This window comes from Brevundimonas sp. ALps5 (assembly GCF_058681645.1).
The window spans coordinates 3,244,069-3,259,854 of sequence record NZ_CM178744.1 but is presented as its reverse complement, the minus strand read 5'-3'; the positions used below and the strand labels follow the sequence as shown (position 1 = coordinate 3,259,854).

At 68.3% G+C, this 15,786-nt stretch carries 11 protein-coding genes; 4 read left to right on the top strand and 7 right to left on the bottom strand.

What is annotated here, in order from left to right; genetic code table 11:
* Nucleotides 1-42: 42 nt before the first annotated feature.
* Nucleotides 43-3,066, bottom strand: a complete 3,024-nt coding sequence (locus ACW172_RS15380) for a TonB-dependent receptor (RefSeq protein ID WP_492032311.1) — start codon at nt 3,064-3,066, stop codon at nt 43-45.
* A gap of 1 nt (nt 3,067) precedes the next feature.
* Nucleotides 3,068-4,141, bottom strand: coding sequence for a LacI family DNA-binding transcriptional regulator (locus ACW172_RS15375; protein WP_492032310.1), 1,074 nt, complete (start codon nt 4,139-4,141; stop codon nt 3,068-3,070).
* 256 nt (nt 4,142-4,397) lie between these two features.
* Here ACW172_RS15375 and ACW172_RS15370 point away from each other — a divergent pair, with 256 nt between their 5' ends.
* Nucleotides 4,398-5,750 (top strand): GH1 family beta-glucosidase, encoded by a 1,353-nt coding sequence (locus ACW172_RS15370; protein WP_492032309.1) that lies wholly within the window; start codon nt 4,398-4,400, stop codon nt 5,748-5,750.
* A 184-nt stretch (nt 5,751-5,934) separates the two neighbouring features.
* Here ACW172_RS15370 and ACW172_RS15365 read toward each other — a convergent pair whose 3' ends face one another.
* From ACW172_RS15365 to ACW172_RS15355, 3 genes are all read right to left on the bottom strand, one after another.
* Nucleotides 5,935-6,318, bottom strand: a complete 384-nt coding sequence (locus tag ACW172_RS15365; RefSeq protein ID WP_492032308.1) for an energy transducer TonB — start codon at nt 6,316-6,318, stop codon at nt 5,935-5,937.
* 70 nt (nt 6,319-6,388) lie between these two features.
* Entirely contained in the window at nt 6,389-7,330 is a 942-nt protein-coding gene (locus tag ACW172_RS15360) for a surface-adhesin E family protein (protein ID WP_492032307.1), read from the bottom strand.
* A 353-nt stretch (nt 7,331-7,683) separates the two neighbouring features.
* Nucleotides 7,684-9,252 carry a carboxylesterase/lipase family protein gene (locus ACW172_RS15355; RefSeq protein ID WP_492032306.1) on the bottom strand — a complete coding sequence of 523 codons (1,569 nt, stop codon included), beginning with the start codon at nt 9,250-9,252 and terminating at the stop codon, nt 7,684-7,686.
* 124 nt (nt 9,253-9,376) lie between these two features.
* Between ACW172_RS15355 and ACW172_RS15350 the strand changes: the two genes are divergently transcribed.
* Together ACW172_RS15350 and ACW172_RS15345 are read left to right on the top strand one after the other, a co-directional pair.
* On the top strand, nt 9,377-10,894 hold the full coding sequence (locus tag ACW172_RS15350; RefSeq protein ID WP_492032305.1) for a sensor histidine kinase: 1,518 nt from the start codon (nt 9,377-9,379) through the stop codon (nt 10,892-10,894).
* Nucleotides 10,891-11,265: a response regulator gene (locus ACW172_RS15345; protein WP_492032304.1), complete on the top strand. Its 375-nt coding sequence runs from the start codon at nt 10,891-10,893 to the stop codon at nt 11,263-11,265. Before ACW172_RS15350 ends, ACW172_RS15345 begins: the two co-directional genes overlap by 4 nt.
* On the opposite strand, the gene ACW172_RS15340 is transcribed toward ACW172_RS15345, so the two are convergent.
* Nucleotides 11,262-12,845, bottom strand: coding sequence for a phytoene desaturase family protein (locus ACW172_RS15340; RefSeq protein WP_492032303.1), 1,584 nt, complete (start codon nt 12,843-12,845; stop codon nt 11,262-11,264). The two genes, ACW172_RS15345 and ACW172_RS15340, sit on opposite strands and share 4 nt — an antisense overlap.
* A 268-nt stretch (nt 12,846-13,113) precedes the next feature.
* Here ACW172_RS15340 and ACW172_RS15335 point away from each other — a divergent pair, with 268 nt between their 5' ends.
* Entirely contained in the window at nt 13,114-13,569 is a 456-nt protein-coding gene (locus ACW172_RS15335) for a hypothetical protein (RefSeq protein WP_492032302.1), read from the top strand.
* On the opposite strand, the gene ACW172_RS15330 is transcribed toward ACW172_RS15335, so the two are convergent.
* Nucleotides 13,496-15,757, bottom strand: a complete 2,262-nt coding sequence (locus ACW172_RS15330) for a DNA methyltransferase (protein WP_492032301.1) — start codon at nt 15,755-15,757, stop codon at nt 13,496-13,498. The two genes, ACW172_RS15335 and ACW172_RS15330, sit on opposite strands and share 74 nt — an antisense overlap.
* Between the last annotated feature and the right edge of the window lie 29 nt (nt 15,758-15,786).

Sequence of the window (15,786 nt, the reverse complement as noted above, 5' to 3'; positions counted from 1 at the left end):
CGCCCCCTGCGAACAGGGGGCGGCGCAGTCTCAGGGGGAGTATCAGAAGCTGTAGCGGGCCCCGATCTGGAAGGACCGCGTCGGGAACAGGACCGAGCTCGGGTTGCCGAAGTTGGGGTTCGGGCTCGTCGCCGAGCCGGTGCCGCCGTCGAAGCCCGAGTAGTTCTTGAAGTTGAATACGTTGATGGCGTCCACATAGACCTGGAACTGGCTGCCGTTCCAGACCTGGATGTTCTTGGTCAGGCGCAGGTCCAGGTTGCGGTAGGCGAAGGCGTTCGGGATGAAGAACTGTTCCTTCTCCGGATAGGCGCCGTAGGGCCGGTAGACGAAGGCCGGGCCCGTGCCGTCGAACACGTCGAACGGCGTGCCCGACCCCAGGGTCAGGATGCCCGACAGCTGGAAGTCGAACGGCAGGTCGACGATGCCGTTGGCCACGATGCGGTGACGCTCGTCGTTGGCCGAGGACCGCTCAGGCGAGGTCTCCACGCTGAAGCAGTCGAAGCAGAAGTTGTCGTTGCCGCCGTTCTGCTTGGAGCTGGACAGGGTGTAGGCGATGTTCAGACCCCAGCCGGATTCCCGCGTGTAGTTCTTGTCCAGCTTGACGTAGAGCGCCTTGAACGTGCGCTCCTTGTTGTGATCCGAGACCAGATAGCTGCGGTAGGGGTTGGTCCCGCCCGGCGAGCAGAAGCCGCCGTTGTCGCCGAAGCCGTTGCCCTGGGCGCCCGTCGTCGCCTCGCGGCAGCGGTTCAGATACTGCCAGGTGAACTCGTTCTCGGTCTTGCCGTAGGCCAGGGTGAACTCGGTCTGCCAGTCGCCGAAGCGCTGACGGATGCCCAGGTTGAACTGGTCGGTGCGCGGCGGCTCGAAGTCGTTCTTCAGCAGGAAGGCTTCGCCCTTGGCCGGGATCCCGGCCAGAACCGGGTCCAGGCCCGCGGCGGTGTTATAGGACGCCTGCCACAGGATCGGGTCGGTCGGGGTGCCCGCCGCCACGCCCGCCGGACGGCCGGTGGTCGAGAAGAAGGCGTTGCGGGTGAAGTCGAACGGCTTGGCGACCTCGTCGAACGAGAAGTTGAAGTTGACCCGGTCGTAGTAGCGGCCGGCGCCGCCGAAGATCACCGTCGAACGGTCGCCGAAGACGTCATACGAGAAGCCGATGCGCGGCTGGAAGGCGTCCTTGAACGGCGAGCGATTGCTGCCGGTCGAGATGTAGTCGTTGATGTTGAACCAGCTCGGCGCATAGCCGGCGGCCTTGCCGCCGTCGGTCGAGGCGATCCACTGGTTCAGCCCGGCAACGACCGAGGCCGGGGTCACATAGTTGTTGTTGTTGGCGTTGTCCTCATAGTCCCAGCGGATGCCGAGGTTCAGCTCCAGCTTTTCGGTCAGACGCCAGTCGTCCTGCAGATACAGGCCATAGACCTTGTTGGTCAGGTCCACGGTCGGGAAGGCGTTGCCCAGCTGGACCCGGTACGGCACCGAGGCGCTGCCGCTGGCCGTCCCGTTCAGGTCATAGAAGAACTCCGGATTGCGACCGAACTCCTTGTCGACGGTGTAGTTCTGGTTCGAGAATTTGACGCCCATCTTGATGGTGTGGAAGCCGTGGAACTCGACCTCGTTGAAGGTCAGGTCGTCGCGGACCGTAACCGCTTCATCGACGATGTTCTGCCGGGTGTTGGCGCCGCCCAGGTTGATGATGGCCACGCCGCCGAAGGGATCGTAGCCCGAATCGAAGATGCGATAGCTGGCCCCGGCCGTACCGAAGTTGGCCGCGGTCGGGTTGTAGTTGTAGTTCCGGTAGTCGACCGCGAACTCGTTCAGGAAGCTCTGTCCCTGCCACTGGTAGCGGAAGTTGGCGCTCTTGGTGGTCTGTTGCAGGCCGGTGGCGCGCTCGAAGGAGTTGGCGCCGCCGACGCCCGTGGTGTCGCCTTCGTCACGGTAGGTGACGCTCAGGTCGAACAGGTGACCCTCGACCGGCTGGAAGCTCAGCTTGCCGAAGTAGAGGTCTTCCTGGAACGGGGTGGCAAAGGTGCCGAGATACTGGGCGAACTGGGTCTGGTAGGCCGGGGTCTGACGGCCCAGGTTCACGACCGCGGCGCGGTTCTCTTCCTTGTGCTCATAGCTGCCGAAGAAGTGCAGCCGGTCGCGGATGATCGGGCCGCCGAAGGCCGCGCCGTATTGCTCGACGCGCAGATCGGGCTTGGGATCGCCGCGGCCGCGCGAGAACTGGTCCTGGGCGACCATGTCCTGGTCGCGGTAGGTGCCGAAGATCTCGCCGTGGAAGTCGTTCGTGCCCGAGCGGGTCACCGCGGTGATGATGGCCGAGGAGGCCTGTTCATACTCGGCCTTGAAGTTCTGGCTGACCACGCGGAACTCGGCGATCGCCGCCTGCGGGAAGGGGTTGCCGCGGCTGGAGTCTTGGCCGGCGATGCCGCCCTGGATGATGTTGGACTTCAGGCTGGCGCCGTCGATGAAGGCGTTGACCGATTCCGCGCGCTGGCCGCCGGCCGAGATCGTGACCTGGGTCTCCGACTGCGACACCCGCACCCCGGGGGCCAGGGCAGCGAAGTTCAGGAAGTTGCGGTTGATCTGCGGCAGGACCTGGATCTGCTGGGTCGTGACGTTGGTGGCGCTTTCAGGCGTGCGCACCTCCACCAGGCGACGGCCGGTGACGACCACGTCTCCGACGGCGGTCGAGTCGGACGAGGGGGCGGCGGTTTCGGCCGCGACGGTCAGGTCCAGGCTGCCGACCTGGCCGACGCCGATGCTGACGGTGTCCGAACCGGTCTCGCCCTGGGCGGTCGTGGCGGTCACCTCATAGGTGCCGGGGCGCAGGCCCGACAGGGTATAGCCGCCGTTGGCGTTGGCCGTGGTCCGGGTGACGAAGCCGGTGGCGACCTCACGGGCGACGATGGTCGCGCCGGGCTCGGCGGCGGCGCCGTCGGTGACCGAACCCCGGACGGTCGAGGTGGCGTTCTGGGCCGAGGCCATGCCGGCCGATCCCAGCAGGGCGGCGAAGGCCATCGCCGAGGCGCCCATGACGAGCGCGCGGTTGCGTGAGCGAGTGTTCATCCTAGACATCCTGGATTTCCCCCATGAGAATTTCGTCCGGCGCGGTGGGTTTTGCCTCCGCCGGAGATGATTGGGCCGATGCATCGGCCGTGCTGGATCCGCGCACGACGAGGGTCGGGCGGAGGATTTCGTTGTTGGCTTCTTCGCTGTCCGGCGACTGGATCAGGCCGACCAGCCGCTCCACGGCGTGCTTGCCCAGACCCGCGATATCGATGCGCAGGGTGGTCAGGGCGGGCCGCACCAGTTCGGCGATCGGCACGTCATCGAACCCGACCACGGCGACCTCTTCGGGACAGCGGACGCCCGCCTCCTGCAGAGCCAGCAGGGCGCCCACGGCCATCATGTCGTTGGCGGCGAAGATGGCGTCGGGCCGCTCGCCCGAGGCCAGCATCCGGGTCACGGCGCGATGCCCCGACCCTTGGGTGAAGTCCCCGTCCAGCACCTGGGCGATCACGCCCGAGCCCGCCAGGGCCTCGGCGTATCCCGCCAGCCGCGCCTCGGCCTCCAGGTTGCCCGAGGGGCCCGAGATATGGGCGATGCGGCGTCGACCGAGACCCAGCAGATGCTCCACCGCCGTCATGGCGCCGGCGCGGTTGTCGATGACGATCGAGGGCCGGGCCGCGTCCATGGCCCCGCCGTTCATCAGCAGCACAGGCGTCCGTCCGGCCAGGCTGGCCGTCAGGCTGGCGGCGTTCAGATAGGGCGACAGGACGATCAGGCCGTCGACCCGGCCGCGCATCGACCGCACCGCCGCCGAAACCTCGTCGGCGTCGTCGTGCGAGCTGGAGACGATCAGGTGCAGCCCATGCGCCCGCGCCGCCACGTCCATGCCGCGGATCAGCTCCGAGAAGAACTCCCCGAACAGATCCGGCAGGATCACCCCGACCGTGTCGGTGCGGCTGGTCGACAGGCTGCGTGCGCCGGAATGCGGCACATATTTCAGGACGTCGACGGCCTGAAGGATGCGCTGGCGGGTCGGCTCATTGACCACGCCCACGCCGTTCAGCACGCGCGACACCGAGGCCACGGACACGTCCGCGTGGCGCGCTACGTCACGGATCGTCGCGGGCTTCATGCCGCGAGTCCGTACGCTGATGGCTGTGCGCCCGAGGGTTGCAAATGATCCGTCCCTGATCCGTTGCTCGTACCGGCCCCCTTATCGAAGGTCCGTCGATAAAAACGATGTAAGCGGTTACATGGCACACTAGCTATCGGCCCCGCAAGTGCCGTAGTTTGGTCACAACCCCAACCGTCGCTGTAATGCGGCGCCACAGGGTTCGGTTCCGTACGGTGCGACTCCATGTCCCCCAGCTTTGCAGGCCCCTCCCCCGATGACCTCCAAATATCTGTTTCCAGACAATTTCCTGTGGGGCGCGGCGACCGCCGCCTATCAGATCGAAGGCTCCTCCATGGCCGACGGCGCGGGGGAATCCATCTGGGACCGTTTCGTTCATACGCCGGGCATGATGGCCAATGGCGACACCGGTGACATCGCCTGCGATCACTACAACCGCTGGCGATCGGACATCGATCTGATGACCCGGCTGAACCTTCAGGCCTACCGATTCTCCGTTTCCTGGAGCCGGGTCATGCCCGAGGGCCGGGGCCGGATTAACCCGGCCGGCCTCGACTTCTACGACCGTCTGGTCGACGGCCTGCTGGAGAAGGGGATCGAGCCCCTGTGCACCCTCTACCACTGGGATCTGCCCGCCGCGCTGGACGATCGCGGCGGCTGGCTGAACCCCGACATCGCCGACTGGTTCGCCGACTACGGCCAGGTCCTGTTCGAGAAGTTCGACGGCCGGGTGAAGACCTGGGGGACGATCAACGAGCCCTGGGTCATCGTCGACGGCGGCTATCTGCACGGCGTCCTCGCCCCCGGCCATCGCTCCGCCTACGAAGCCGTCATCGCCGGCCACAACGTCCTGCGCGCCCACGGTGCGGCCGTTCGTCGCTATCGTCAGGTCGGCCAGCACGACATCGGCATCGTCCTCAACATCGAGCCCAAATATCCGGCCTCCGACCGACCGGAAGATGAGGCCGCCCGCAAGCGCGCCGAGGCCCAGATGAACCGCTGGTTCCTCGATCCCCTGATGGGCCGCGGCTATCCGGAGGAGCTGAAGGACGTCTACGGCGACGCCATGCGCGACTTCCCGGCCGAGGACTTCGACCTGATCGCCGAGCCGACCGACTGGATGGGGCTGAACTGGTACACCCGCGCCGTTCCGGAAAACGCCCCCGACGCCTGGCCCGTCCGCGCCCGTCCGGTCAAACAGGTCCAGCACGCCCACACCGAGACCGGCTGGGAGGTCTATCCCCCCGCCTTCACCGACACCCTGGTCTGGCTGCACGAACAGACGGGCGGGAAACTGCCCCTGATGGTCACCGAGAACGGCTCGGCCTGGTACGACCCGCCCCACGCCATCGACGGCCGCATCCACGACCCGATGCGCGTCGACTACCTCCAGAACCACCTCAAGGCCCTGCACGACGCCATCTCAAAGGGCGTCGACGTGCGCGGCTATATGGCCTGGTCCCTGCTCGACAACCTCGAATGGTCGCTGGGCTACGCCAAGCGCTTCGGCATCACCCACGTCAACTACGCAACCCAGGAGAGGACCATCAAGGACAGCGGGTTGCTGTATGCCGAGGTGATCCGGACCAATGGCGGGGTGCTGGGTTAGGGCCCCTCTCCGTCATCCCCAAACCCGGTCATCCTCGGGCTCGTCCCGAGGACCCAGACGTCCGCGTGCGGGATGATGATCGCGTGCGGAGACGCATCAACGTTTCGCGTCACTGTCCGATTTCGCTGAACCCTGGGTCCTCGGGACGAGCCCGGGGATGACGGATTTGGCGTGTGAGAAGACCCTATTCCAACCGGAACTGCACCGGCAGGATGCCCGTCTCTCGGCCCGGATGGGCCTTGATCCAGGTCTCGGAGATGACCCCGGCCTCAAGACCCCTCATCGCCGCCTCGGCGAAGCCCTCATCGGCGGGGCGCTCGGAGATGGCCTTGCAGTCATGCAGGCGGCGATCCCGGCCGATCTGACAGCGCAGCATCACCGTCCCGCCCCAGACCCCGCGCGACGCGGCGCCTTGCGGATATTCCAGCTGCGGGGGCTTCTCCCACTGCGGCGCGATGACCTCCGACGACACGACCGCCTCGGGCGGCGACGGCGCGGTCTGGGCCAAGGCGGGCGCGCTGACCGCCATCAGGGATGCGGCGGCGATCAGTGACAGGCGCTGGATCATGGTCGTCTCCCCCCGAAGTCGTCCGACAGCAGGCGCGGGCAAGCCGGGTCTGTCAAGCGCCGCGCCGATGTCAGCTGCCGGCCAACGCCTCGCCGAGCGACCCCGACCGGACCACCAGGGTCGCGGCGCCCGAGGCCCCGTCATAGGACCCCACCCAGATGTCGTAGGTCCCGGACCGGGGCTTGTCGAACTTCACCTGGGCGTCGCCGCTGCCGCCCGCATCGTCATCGCAGCGCCAGGCCCCGGCGGGGTCCCTGACGACGAGGGTCGTGTCGATCGACGACTGGGTAAGCATGTTCAGGCTGAAGGCGCCGGCCGTATAGTCGACGCGATAGTCCGGCGCCCGGGAGATGAACCCGCTGCAGGTGTTTGAAAGGCGGGAGGCGTCGATCTCCCCGCCCGCGCGAAGGCCGACGGGCGCCAGGGTATGTATGCGATCGCCCGAGAGGACGACCGAGCCATAGGTCGGCGCCTCGCTCGGGTCGGGCTGTCCGGCGGCGACAACGGCCTCTGGCCTGGGCCTCGGCTTTGCGGCCGGAGCCGAACTCGCACCCGCCGTGGGCCAGTCCGAGCGGATCCACCGTACGAAGACATCGGCGTCGATGCTGTGATCGTCCGGCCCCAACGGCTGAACCGGCCCACAGACCGTCTCTGCGAGCAGCGCCTCCGCCGATCCCGCCGGCGCCGGGCGTGCGGTTGTCTGTTCCGGCTGGATGGCCACCGCGTCTGTCGCGCTCAGGAGATAGGTGCGGCTGGCCGTCACCCGCAGTGTCCGCGCGGCGCAATCGACATATTCGCGGCTGACCCGATAGTCGCCGCCCTGTTCGGCGGCCTGGGTCGTCCTCTGGACCCAGATCACCGAGATGTAGCGATTGGCGCGGTCGCTGTTCACATAGCCCTTGTCAAAGGCGACCTCGACCGTCGGCGAGACCGCCACCCGCGTCCAGACCCCTGCCTCGGCTGTCCCCGCAAACAGGACGCCGATGGCCGCCATCGCAACCGTTCTGAGCATGATTTCCCCCGAAGCTCGCCGACAGCAGGCGCGGGGAACGGCGTGCTGTCAAGCGCTTCAACCTCGCACTTTCCAACACCCTCGCCCGTTGAAATCCCGAGAGCTTTGGCCCCGTCCCGCCCCTTTGGTCCAGCATGCCCCACGGAGGTGCTAATCTCCTCGTCGGGTCTTTGACATCACCGGCGAAAGGCGTCCGCGACGGCGGCGGTCCTTGCACTCTCCTTGCACTCCGAGTGCAAAAGCATATCGCGATATCGATCCTTGAATTTCAAATCGATACCCGACCCACCTCACTTACGCTTTCAAAATTGCACTTTTTGCGCCCGCTTTTTCCGCGTGCAAAACCGCCTCGGTCAGCGCGCCTTGCGCCGTCCGTACAGCTGCTCGATCAGGTCCAGCCGCCCGGCCTCGGGGACCGGCTTGATCACCGGCCCGTCGTTGGTGAACTCCAGCAGCTGGTCGACTTCACCGCGCAGGTCGGGCCAGCGCAGACGACCCTCGCCGTTGGGGTCCCCCTCGCGGGCGAACTGGATCCAGTAGCCGCTCATCAGGTCCGCCGCCCTCTGGTCGCGGTCGTCCGTGGCCCAGGGCGAGGCGCTCAGGGTGTCGAAGACGTACTGCCGCTCGGAGGCATGGGTCGCCCCCGCGTGCGGCTCGTTCATCGCCGCCGAGACCACGTCGAAGCGGTAGAGGAAGGTCGGATGGCCGTTGGCCGCGTGCAGCCGGGCCAGATGCCGGGCGGGCTCGTTGAACACCAGGTCGCTCAGGACATGGGCGTCATAGCCCTCCTGCCCGCCGTAGCCGGTCAGGAAGGCGGCCTTCTCCTCGGGCGTCATGGCGTCGTCGATCTCGCCGTAGGGGGTCAGGTCCGAAGGCTTCATCCACCAGAACTCGGCCGAGTTGGTGCCGATGATCAGGGGCACGGGCGCCTCGCGCCCCGCGGCGAAGGCGGTCTCGATATCCTCTTTTATTACAACGCCATCGTTCAGGATCAGGTCGCCGCCATAGAAGCTCGGCGCGGGCTGCAGCAGCCGCTCGGCGGGCACGGCGCGCAGGGCCTCGGCGCTCGGCGCGACCCCCGCGCCTTGCGCCCACGCCGCCCCCCGCGCCCGGGTCGAACGCGGCGTCTGACCGCTGGCGTCGTGGTCAGCGACATCCTCCAGGGCGACGCCCTGCTGGCGGCCGAGCCCCGACTCGACGATGGCCTTGGAGAACAGGCCCCGCGCCCCTTCGGCGACCATCAGCTGGCTCACCGCCACGCCCCCGGCCGACTCCCCGAAGATGGTCACCTGCTGCGGGTCGCCGCCGAAGGCCGCGACGTGGTCCCGGACCCACTTGAGCGCCAGGATCATGTCCATGACGCCGTAGTTGCCGGCCGCCTCGCCTGTGGGCCGCTCGGCGGCCAGGGCCGGATGGTCGAAGAAGCCCAGCCGCCCCAGACGGTAGTTCAGCGTCACCACCACCACGCCCCGGCTGGCCAGGCTGGTCCCGTCGTAGAGGGCCGCCGTGCCCGAGCCGTTGATGTAGCCCCCGCCGTGGATCCAGACCATGACCGGCAGCGGATGGTCCCTCTGCGCCGGTGTCCAGACGTTCAGCGTCAGACAGTCCTCGCTCATCGGCAGGGGCCCGACGCCGTTGTCGCCGTTGGCCGGCGGCTGGATGCAGATGGCGCCAACCTGCCCCGCGTCGCGCGGCCCGGTCCAGGCCTCGGCGGGGACCGGTGGCCGCCAGCGCAGCGGTCCGACCGGCGGCTGGGCGTAGGGCACGCCCTTGAAGCTCTCGACCGCCACCCCGGCGCGCTCCGCCTCGCGCCCCACCAGCTGGCCCCGGCCGATGGCGACCACAGGCTGTTCGGAAGGCGGGGGATCCTGCATGGGCGAGGTCATCAGAAGGGCGGCGCCGAGGAGGGCTGTCAGAGGCATGGGCCCACCCTAGCGACCCAGGCCGCCTCGCCCAACCCCACATCTGCGACCCCAAGGTGTCAGTGCGACGACAAGCCATTGAACCGAATGCCAAGCTGTGCGTTTAGACGCGCGCATAGTGGGGATGGCGTTGAAAGAACTGGCGAAGTCCGGCGACCTGGGCGCCGATCTGGCGGCGGCGTTCGACGCCTCGCCCAACCCCTATATGCTGCTGACGCCCGAGCTGCGCTACGCCGGGATGAACCGCGCCTACCTCGAGGTCACCCAGCAGACGCGCGAGGCCCTGATCGGCCGCTATGTCATGGAGGCCTTCGACGCGGGCGGCGACGACCACAACGCCAGACGGCTGCTGGGCTCGTTCCAGAAGGTGCTGGCGACCGGCGAGACCGACCACCTGCCGGTGCTCCACTATGCCATCCCCCTGCCCGACGGTCAGGGCGGCTCCCACTATGTCGACCGCTACTGGAGCTGCACCCACAGCCCGATCCTGGACGCCTGGGGCACGCTCCGCTTCATCCTGCAGCACACCACCGACATCACCGAGCTCCAGCTGTTGCGGCGTCAGGCGCGCGAGGGCGGCGGGGCCGAGAGCGCGCTGGACGCCATCGTCGGCGGCGGCGTCATGGCCCGGGCGCAGAGGGTGCAGGAGGACAACCGCCGGCTGGAGGTCGAGCGCGGCCGCCTGATCGACATGTTCATGCAGGCGCCGGGCTTCGTCGCCGTCCTGAACGGCCCCGACCACGTCTTCGAGATGGTCAACCCGGCCTATGTCCAGCTGGTCGGGCACCGCCCCGTGACGGGCCAGAGCATCCGCGACGCCCTGCCCGAGCTTCAGGGTCAGGGCTACTTCGAGCTGCTGGACGACGTCTACGCCACCGGCGAACCGTTCGAGGGCAAGGAGAGCCAGGTCCAGCTCCAGCACACCCCGAACGGCCCTCTGGCCACCGTCTATCTGAACTTCATCTACCAGCCCATCCGCGACGCCGACGGTCGGATCACCGGCATCTTCGTCCAGGGTCATGAGGTCACTGACAGCGTGCTGGCCGCCCAGCGCCAGAAGCTGATGATCGACGAGCTGAACCACCGGGTGAAGAACACCCTGGCCACGGTCCAGTCCATCGCCATGCAGACCGCGCGGTCCCACGATGATCCCCGGACCTTCGCCGAGAGCTTCCAGTCGCGGCTGATGGCCCTGTCGCACACCCACGACCTGCTGACCCGGTCCCACTGGGAAGGCGCCGACCTGGCCGAGATCCTGCGGCACGAGACCGAAGCTCACGACCCCTTGCGGCTGCTGGCCAACGGCCCGCCCGTGGCGCTGGGGCCCGCCGCGGCCCTGTCCCTGGGCATGATCTTCCACGAGCTGGCGACCAACGCCGCCAAGTACGGCGCCCTGTCCGACGCCCGGGGGCGGGTCATGGTCGACTGGTCCGTCGCCGATCAGACCGACCGCCGGCTGACCATCGAGTGGCGCGAGCTGGACGGCCCGCCCGTCTCCACCCCCTCCCGCCGGGGCTTCGGCAGCCGGCTCATCGAACGCAACGTCCGCCATGACCTTGGCGGCGAGGCCGAACTCACCTACGCCGCCGACGGCTTGCGCGCGGCGATCACCCTTCCGCTCGACAGAGGACACGACCAATGACCCAGGCCCTGGAAGGACGCACCATCCTGGTGGTCGAGGACGAGTCCCTCGTCGCCATGCTGCTGGAGACCATCCTCGAGGACATGGGCTGCACCCCCCTTGGGCCCGTCTCGACGGTCGAGGAGGCGCTGAAGGTGGTCGCCGGCGACGCCCCGTTCGACGGCGCCCTGCTGGACGTCAATGTGGCGGGCAAGGAGGTCTTCCCCGTCGCCGCCGCCCTGAAGGAACGGGGCGTGCCCTTCGTCTTCTCGACCGGCTATGGCGAGGGCGGCCTGCCCGAGGAGTGGCGCGGCCAGCCCACCCTGCAGAAGCCCTTCACCGAGGACGCCGTCCAGCAGGCCCTGATGAAGGCGCTCGGAGTCAGCGTCTAGCGCCTGAGATCCTTGAGCACCGCCCTGGCGGCGTTGTGCCCCGGCGCGCCGGTCACCCCGCCGCCGGGATGGGCGCCCGAGCCGCAGAGGTAGAGGCCCGGCACCGGCATCCGGTGGTCGGCGTGGCCCAGCACCGGCCGGGCGCTGAACAGCTGGTCCAGCGTCAGCCGCCCGTGGAAGATGTCGCCGCCGACGAGGCCGAAGCGCCGCTCCAGATCGCGCGGCCCCAGCGCCAGCCGCCCGACCACCGAGGCCTTGAAGCCCGGCGCATGGCGATCGACCGTCTCGATCATCAGGTCCGCCACGGTGTCGCGGTGCTCATCGGCCAGGTCCGGCGCGACATGCTGGCAGAACAGGCTGGCCACGTGCTGTCCCGGCGGGGCCAGACTGTCGTCCAGGGTCGAGGGGATCAGCATCTCGATGATCGGGTTCCGGGACCAGCCGTGCAGCCGCGCCTCGGCGTAGGCCCGGTCCATGTAGGCGAGGCTGGGGGCCATGATGATGCCCGCCGTCAGATGGTCCCCCTGCCCCGGCAGGCTCGTGAACGACGGCAGCCGGTCCAGGGCCACGTTCATCCTGAAGGTGCCCGAGCCCGAGGCATAACCCCGCATCCGCTCGGCGAAGTCCGCCGGGACCACCGCCGGATCGACCAGCCGGTCGAACAGCAGCCGGGGATGCAGGTTGGACACGACCGCCCGCCCGCACACCAGGTCCCCGGCCTCGGTCACCGCCCCGACGGCCCGGCCCTTCTCGGTCAGGACCTCGGCGACAGGCGTCTCCAGCCTCACCTCGACGCCCTGCTCCGCGCAGGCGGCGGCCATGGCCTGGGTGATCGCCCCCATACCGCCCAGCGCATGGCCCCAGACGCCCTTCCTGCCGTTCACCTCACCGAAGACGTGGTGCAGCAGGACATAGGCCGAGCCCGGCGTATAGGGGCTGGCGTAGTTGCCGACGATCGAGTCGAAGCCGAACAGGGCCTTGATCGGCTCGCTCTCGAACCAGCCGTCCAGCCAGTCGCCGGCCGACTTGGCGAACAGGTCCAGCAGGTCGCGCCGCCCCTGGACGTCCAGCCCCGCCGCCTGCCTGCCGAGCCCCGCGGCGCCGGCCAGCTCCGGCAGGGCGGCCAGCCATCCAGCCGTGGTCATGTTGGGCGGCGCCTTGAGGATCCAGTCGCGCAGCACCGCCGCCACGACCTCCAGCCGCCGTTCGTACTCGGGCAGGCGCCCGGCGTCCTTGGCCGAGAAGCGCGCCACCTCGCCTTGCGTCCGCCCCTCCCCGGCCAGCAGATACCGGCCGTCGTCCAGCGGCAGGAAGTTGGAGACCTTGCGCTCCACCACCTTCAGGCCGTGCCGGGCCAGATCCATGTCGGCGATGACCCGGGGGTTGAGCAGGCTGACGGTGTAGCTGGCGGTCGAGTTGCGGAAGCCGGGGTGGAAGGTCTCGGTCACCGCCGCCCCGCCGACCACGGCGCGGCGCTCCAGCACCGTCACCTTCAGCCCCGCCCGCGCCAGGTAGAAGGCGCAGACCAGGCCGTTGTGGCCCCCGCCCAGGATGACGACGTCGGTGGTGCTCGTGGTCATCGTCGGCCCTCGTTGGACCCCGAGGCCTAGCGCGCGTCGCGGGCGGAGGGAAGCGGGGCTGACGGTCTCATGCGGCCCACGCGGATCAAGTTATCAACAGCTGAAATCGATTTACCTAAGGTTGTATTCAGCTTTGCCGCAGCCCATTTGCCGATTGATCTCAGAACCTTCGACGTCCAGAAAAGCCCCTTTCTTACACCTCAGGCGCATTGAACCTACCAACTTCGGCGCATCATGCTTGACAGCCTTAACGACGCGAACACATCTGATGGTTGTCAGGAAGAAACGTCACATCGGACTGTCGCGACAAGACGATCGTCCGCAACAGGAAAGGATCGTGCCTATGGGAATGAGCCTCGCAGCAGCGCAACGCCTGTTTGAAATCGAGTTCGCTAAGTGGCTGGAACTCAGCCGGACTTACTTGGACCCCTCCAAATTCGCGGATGATTGGGCCCACGAACGGGCGATGGACGAGCTCTACGAGCAACGCGTAAAGATCGAGGCTTGGTTAAGTACCTATGAGCCCCGAAGCCCCTTGGAGGTTCTATGTCTGCTCGAAACGATACAGTTCCACGATGAACTCGAAGACCAGAGCGCGCGTACCCTCGACAACGTACAGCAATGGCTGGCTCGAGGGCTGGTGCGAGACGTCACCGCATGCCCTGAAGCGGTGCAGCCGCTGATCCAAGAACGGCTGACTCTAGAAGATCATTCGCGGCAATAGGGAGCAGCCGGATAACAGTACCGGAGAGGGTTCGGCGCCCAAGCTTGGGTGCCGGACAGCCCGCTCCCATCAGCTGGACCCCGCGCGAAGCCAGAAGGGCGTTGGCCTTCAGCGGCTGGACGCGGGTCTGGTCCGGGCTGATCTGCAGATTGGGCCCGATCACCCCCCTCGCCTCCTCCAGCGACAGCATCGGCGCCCCGTCGGCCGAGCGGCGCTCGGCGACGATGCGATCCAGCCGCCCGACGCGGCCCGACCGGGTCTTCTCCGCGACGGTGATGGCCACCCGGACCGAGGCCGCCGTCCCGCCGCCCCAAGGGTAGCCGGTGACAGCATAGGCCAGATGGATAGGGCCGCCGTCCAGATGGTGCTCCAGCACCGCGCGCGAGCCCTGCTGGGCGATGGAGTGGGTGGTCACGAAACCGAAGCGGCGCAGACGCGAACCCGGCCGGGCAAGGATGCGGGCCGCCCGGTCCCACCAGCACATGACCAGATCGGCCTGACGGAACCGCCCCTGGCGCACAGCCCACAGGTCGTCGACATAGGCGTCGCCCAGCTGCCGCCGGGCCTGGGCGGCGCCGAGATAGGGCGGGTTGCCGATGATGAACTCGGCCTCGGGCCAGTCCGCCGCCCGGGGCGAGCCGCCCCGGCGATAGAGGCCCGCCGCCGACCGGCCGTGGGCCAGCAGGGCGTCCCTCTGGACGATGGCGCCGTGACAGGCGCGCACGACCGAGGTGCGGGCTGCCGCCGCCACGCCCCGCCGCCGCGCCTCGGACTGCAGATCGGCGATGGTCATGACCAGCCGTGCGATCCACACCGCGCGCGGATCGATGTCCAGCCCCATGAAGCGCCTGCGCGAGACCCGCCGCCCCCCGATCCCCGCCAGGCCGAGGTTGTCGGTCAGGTCCTCCAGAGCCGCCAGAACCTCCGCCTCGAGGACCCGCATCATCCGCATGGCGACGTAGAGGAAGTTGCCCGAGCCACAGGCAGGATCCAGCACCCGGACGGTGCACAGACGGCGATGGAAGCGGCACAGGCTCTGGCGCGCCTGATCGGTCCGCCCCTTGTTCGCCCGCGCCTCGGCCCAGGCCCGGACGCCGTCCCACTCGGCCCTCAGCACCTCCATGATGGTCGGGGTGACGACCGCCTCGATGGTGCCGACATCGGTGTAGTGGACCCCGCCGGCCGCCCGCTCGCCGCTGGTCAGGGCCTGTTCGAGCAGGGAGCCGAAGACCGCCGGCTCGACGTCGCGCCAGTCCTGCCGCGCCGCCGCGATCAGCTGGTCGAGGTCCTGCGTCGTCAGGGGAATGGGCGCCACCGAGTCCAGCACCTCGCTGTCGAAGCGCGGGATGGCCTGGCCCAGGATCACGCTGAAGCCGCCGCGCCGCATCTCGCGGAACAGCTGGGCGGCGGCCCGATGGAACTCCTCCGGCGTCCGGCGATAGCGTTCCAGCAGCCTCAGGAAGGCCTGATCCTCGAACCGCCCGGTGCTGTCGGCGAACATGGCCAGGATGCACTGGGCCAGGAAGTTGGCGGCCTTGGACTGACAGGCCTGACGGTGGATGGGGTCGATCTCCCCCCGCCCCGAGGTCGAGGCCTGGTCGGCGACCAGACTGGCGGCGAGCCGGGCGCCGATGATCGGGATCAGCCCCGCCAGGGCGCGCCCCACCACCGTCGTGACCTTGCGCACCTGAAGCGTGGGATCCAGGGAGTGCGGATCCGTCCAGACGCGGACCAGCCGGTCGCGGATCCCGGGCCGGCGCAGGTCTTCCAGCGCGATGCGGTGGCTCTCCGCGTCCGGGAAGGGCTGATAGGGCGCCCGGTCCGACCCGAAGCTGGACCACAGCTCGATCGACCGCCCGACATTGACGATCACGAGGAAGGGCGGGCGCCGCTCCAGCCGGTCGGCATAGACCTCGGCCTGTTTGAGGCCCTTGCCCATCTCCTGCTCGCTGCCCTTGATCTCGAGCACGAAGGCGTCCTGACGGTAGCAGTCGGCCCGCATCCGGCGCGGCGCCGCCCCTTCGTCGCGGAAGCGCAGATAGCGTTCAAAGGCGTAGTCCGGGTCGCCCACGGTCTGGTCGTTCGGCGCCGGCACGCCGAGGACCCTGCACAGCTGGATGATGAAGGTCTGACCGTCCGAGCTCTCCCGAACCGCCGCACGACTCCAGGTGTCGATGAACGCGTCCATGTCTGATCCAGCCCCCACCAGAGGGACTG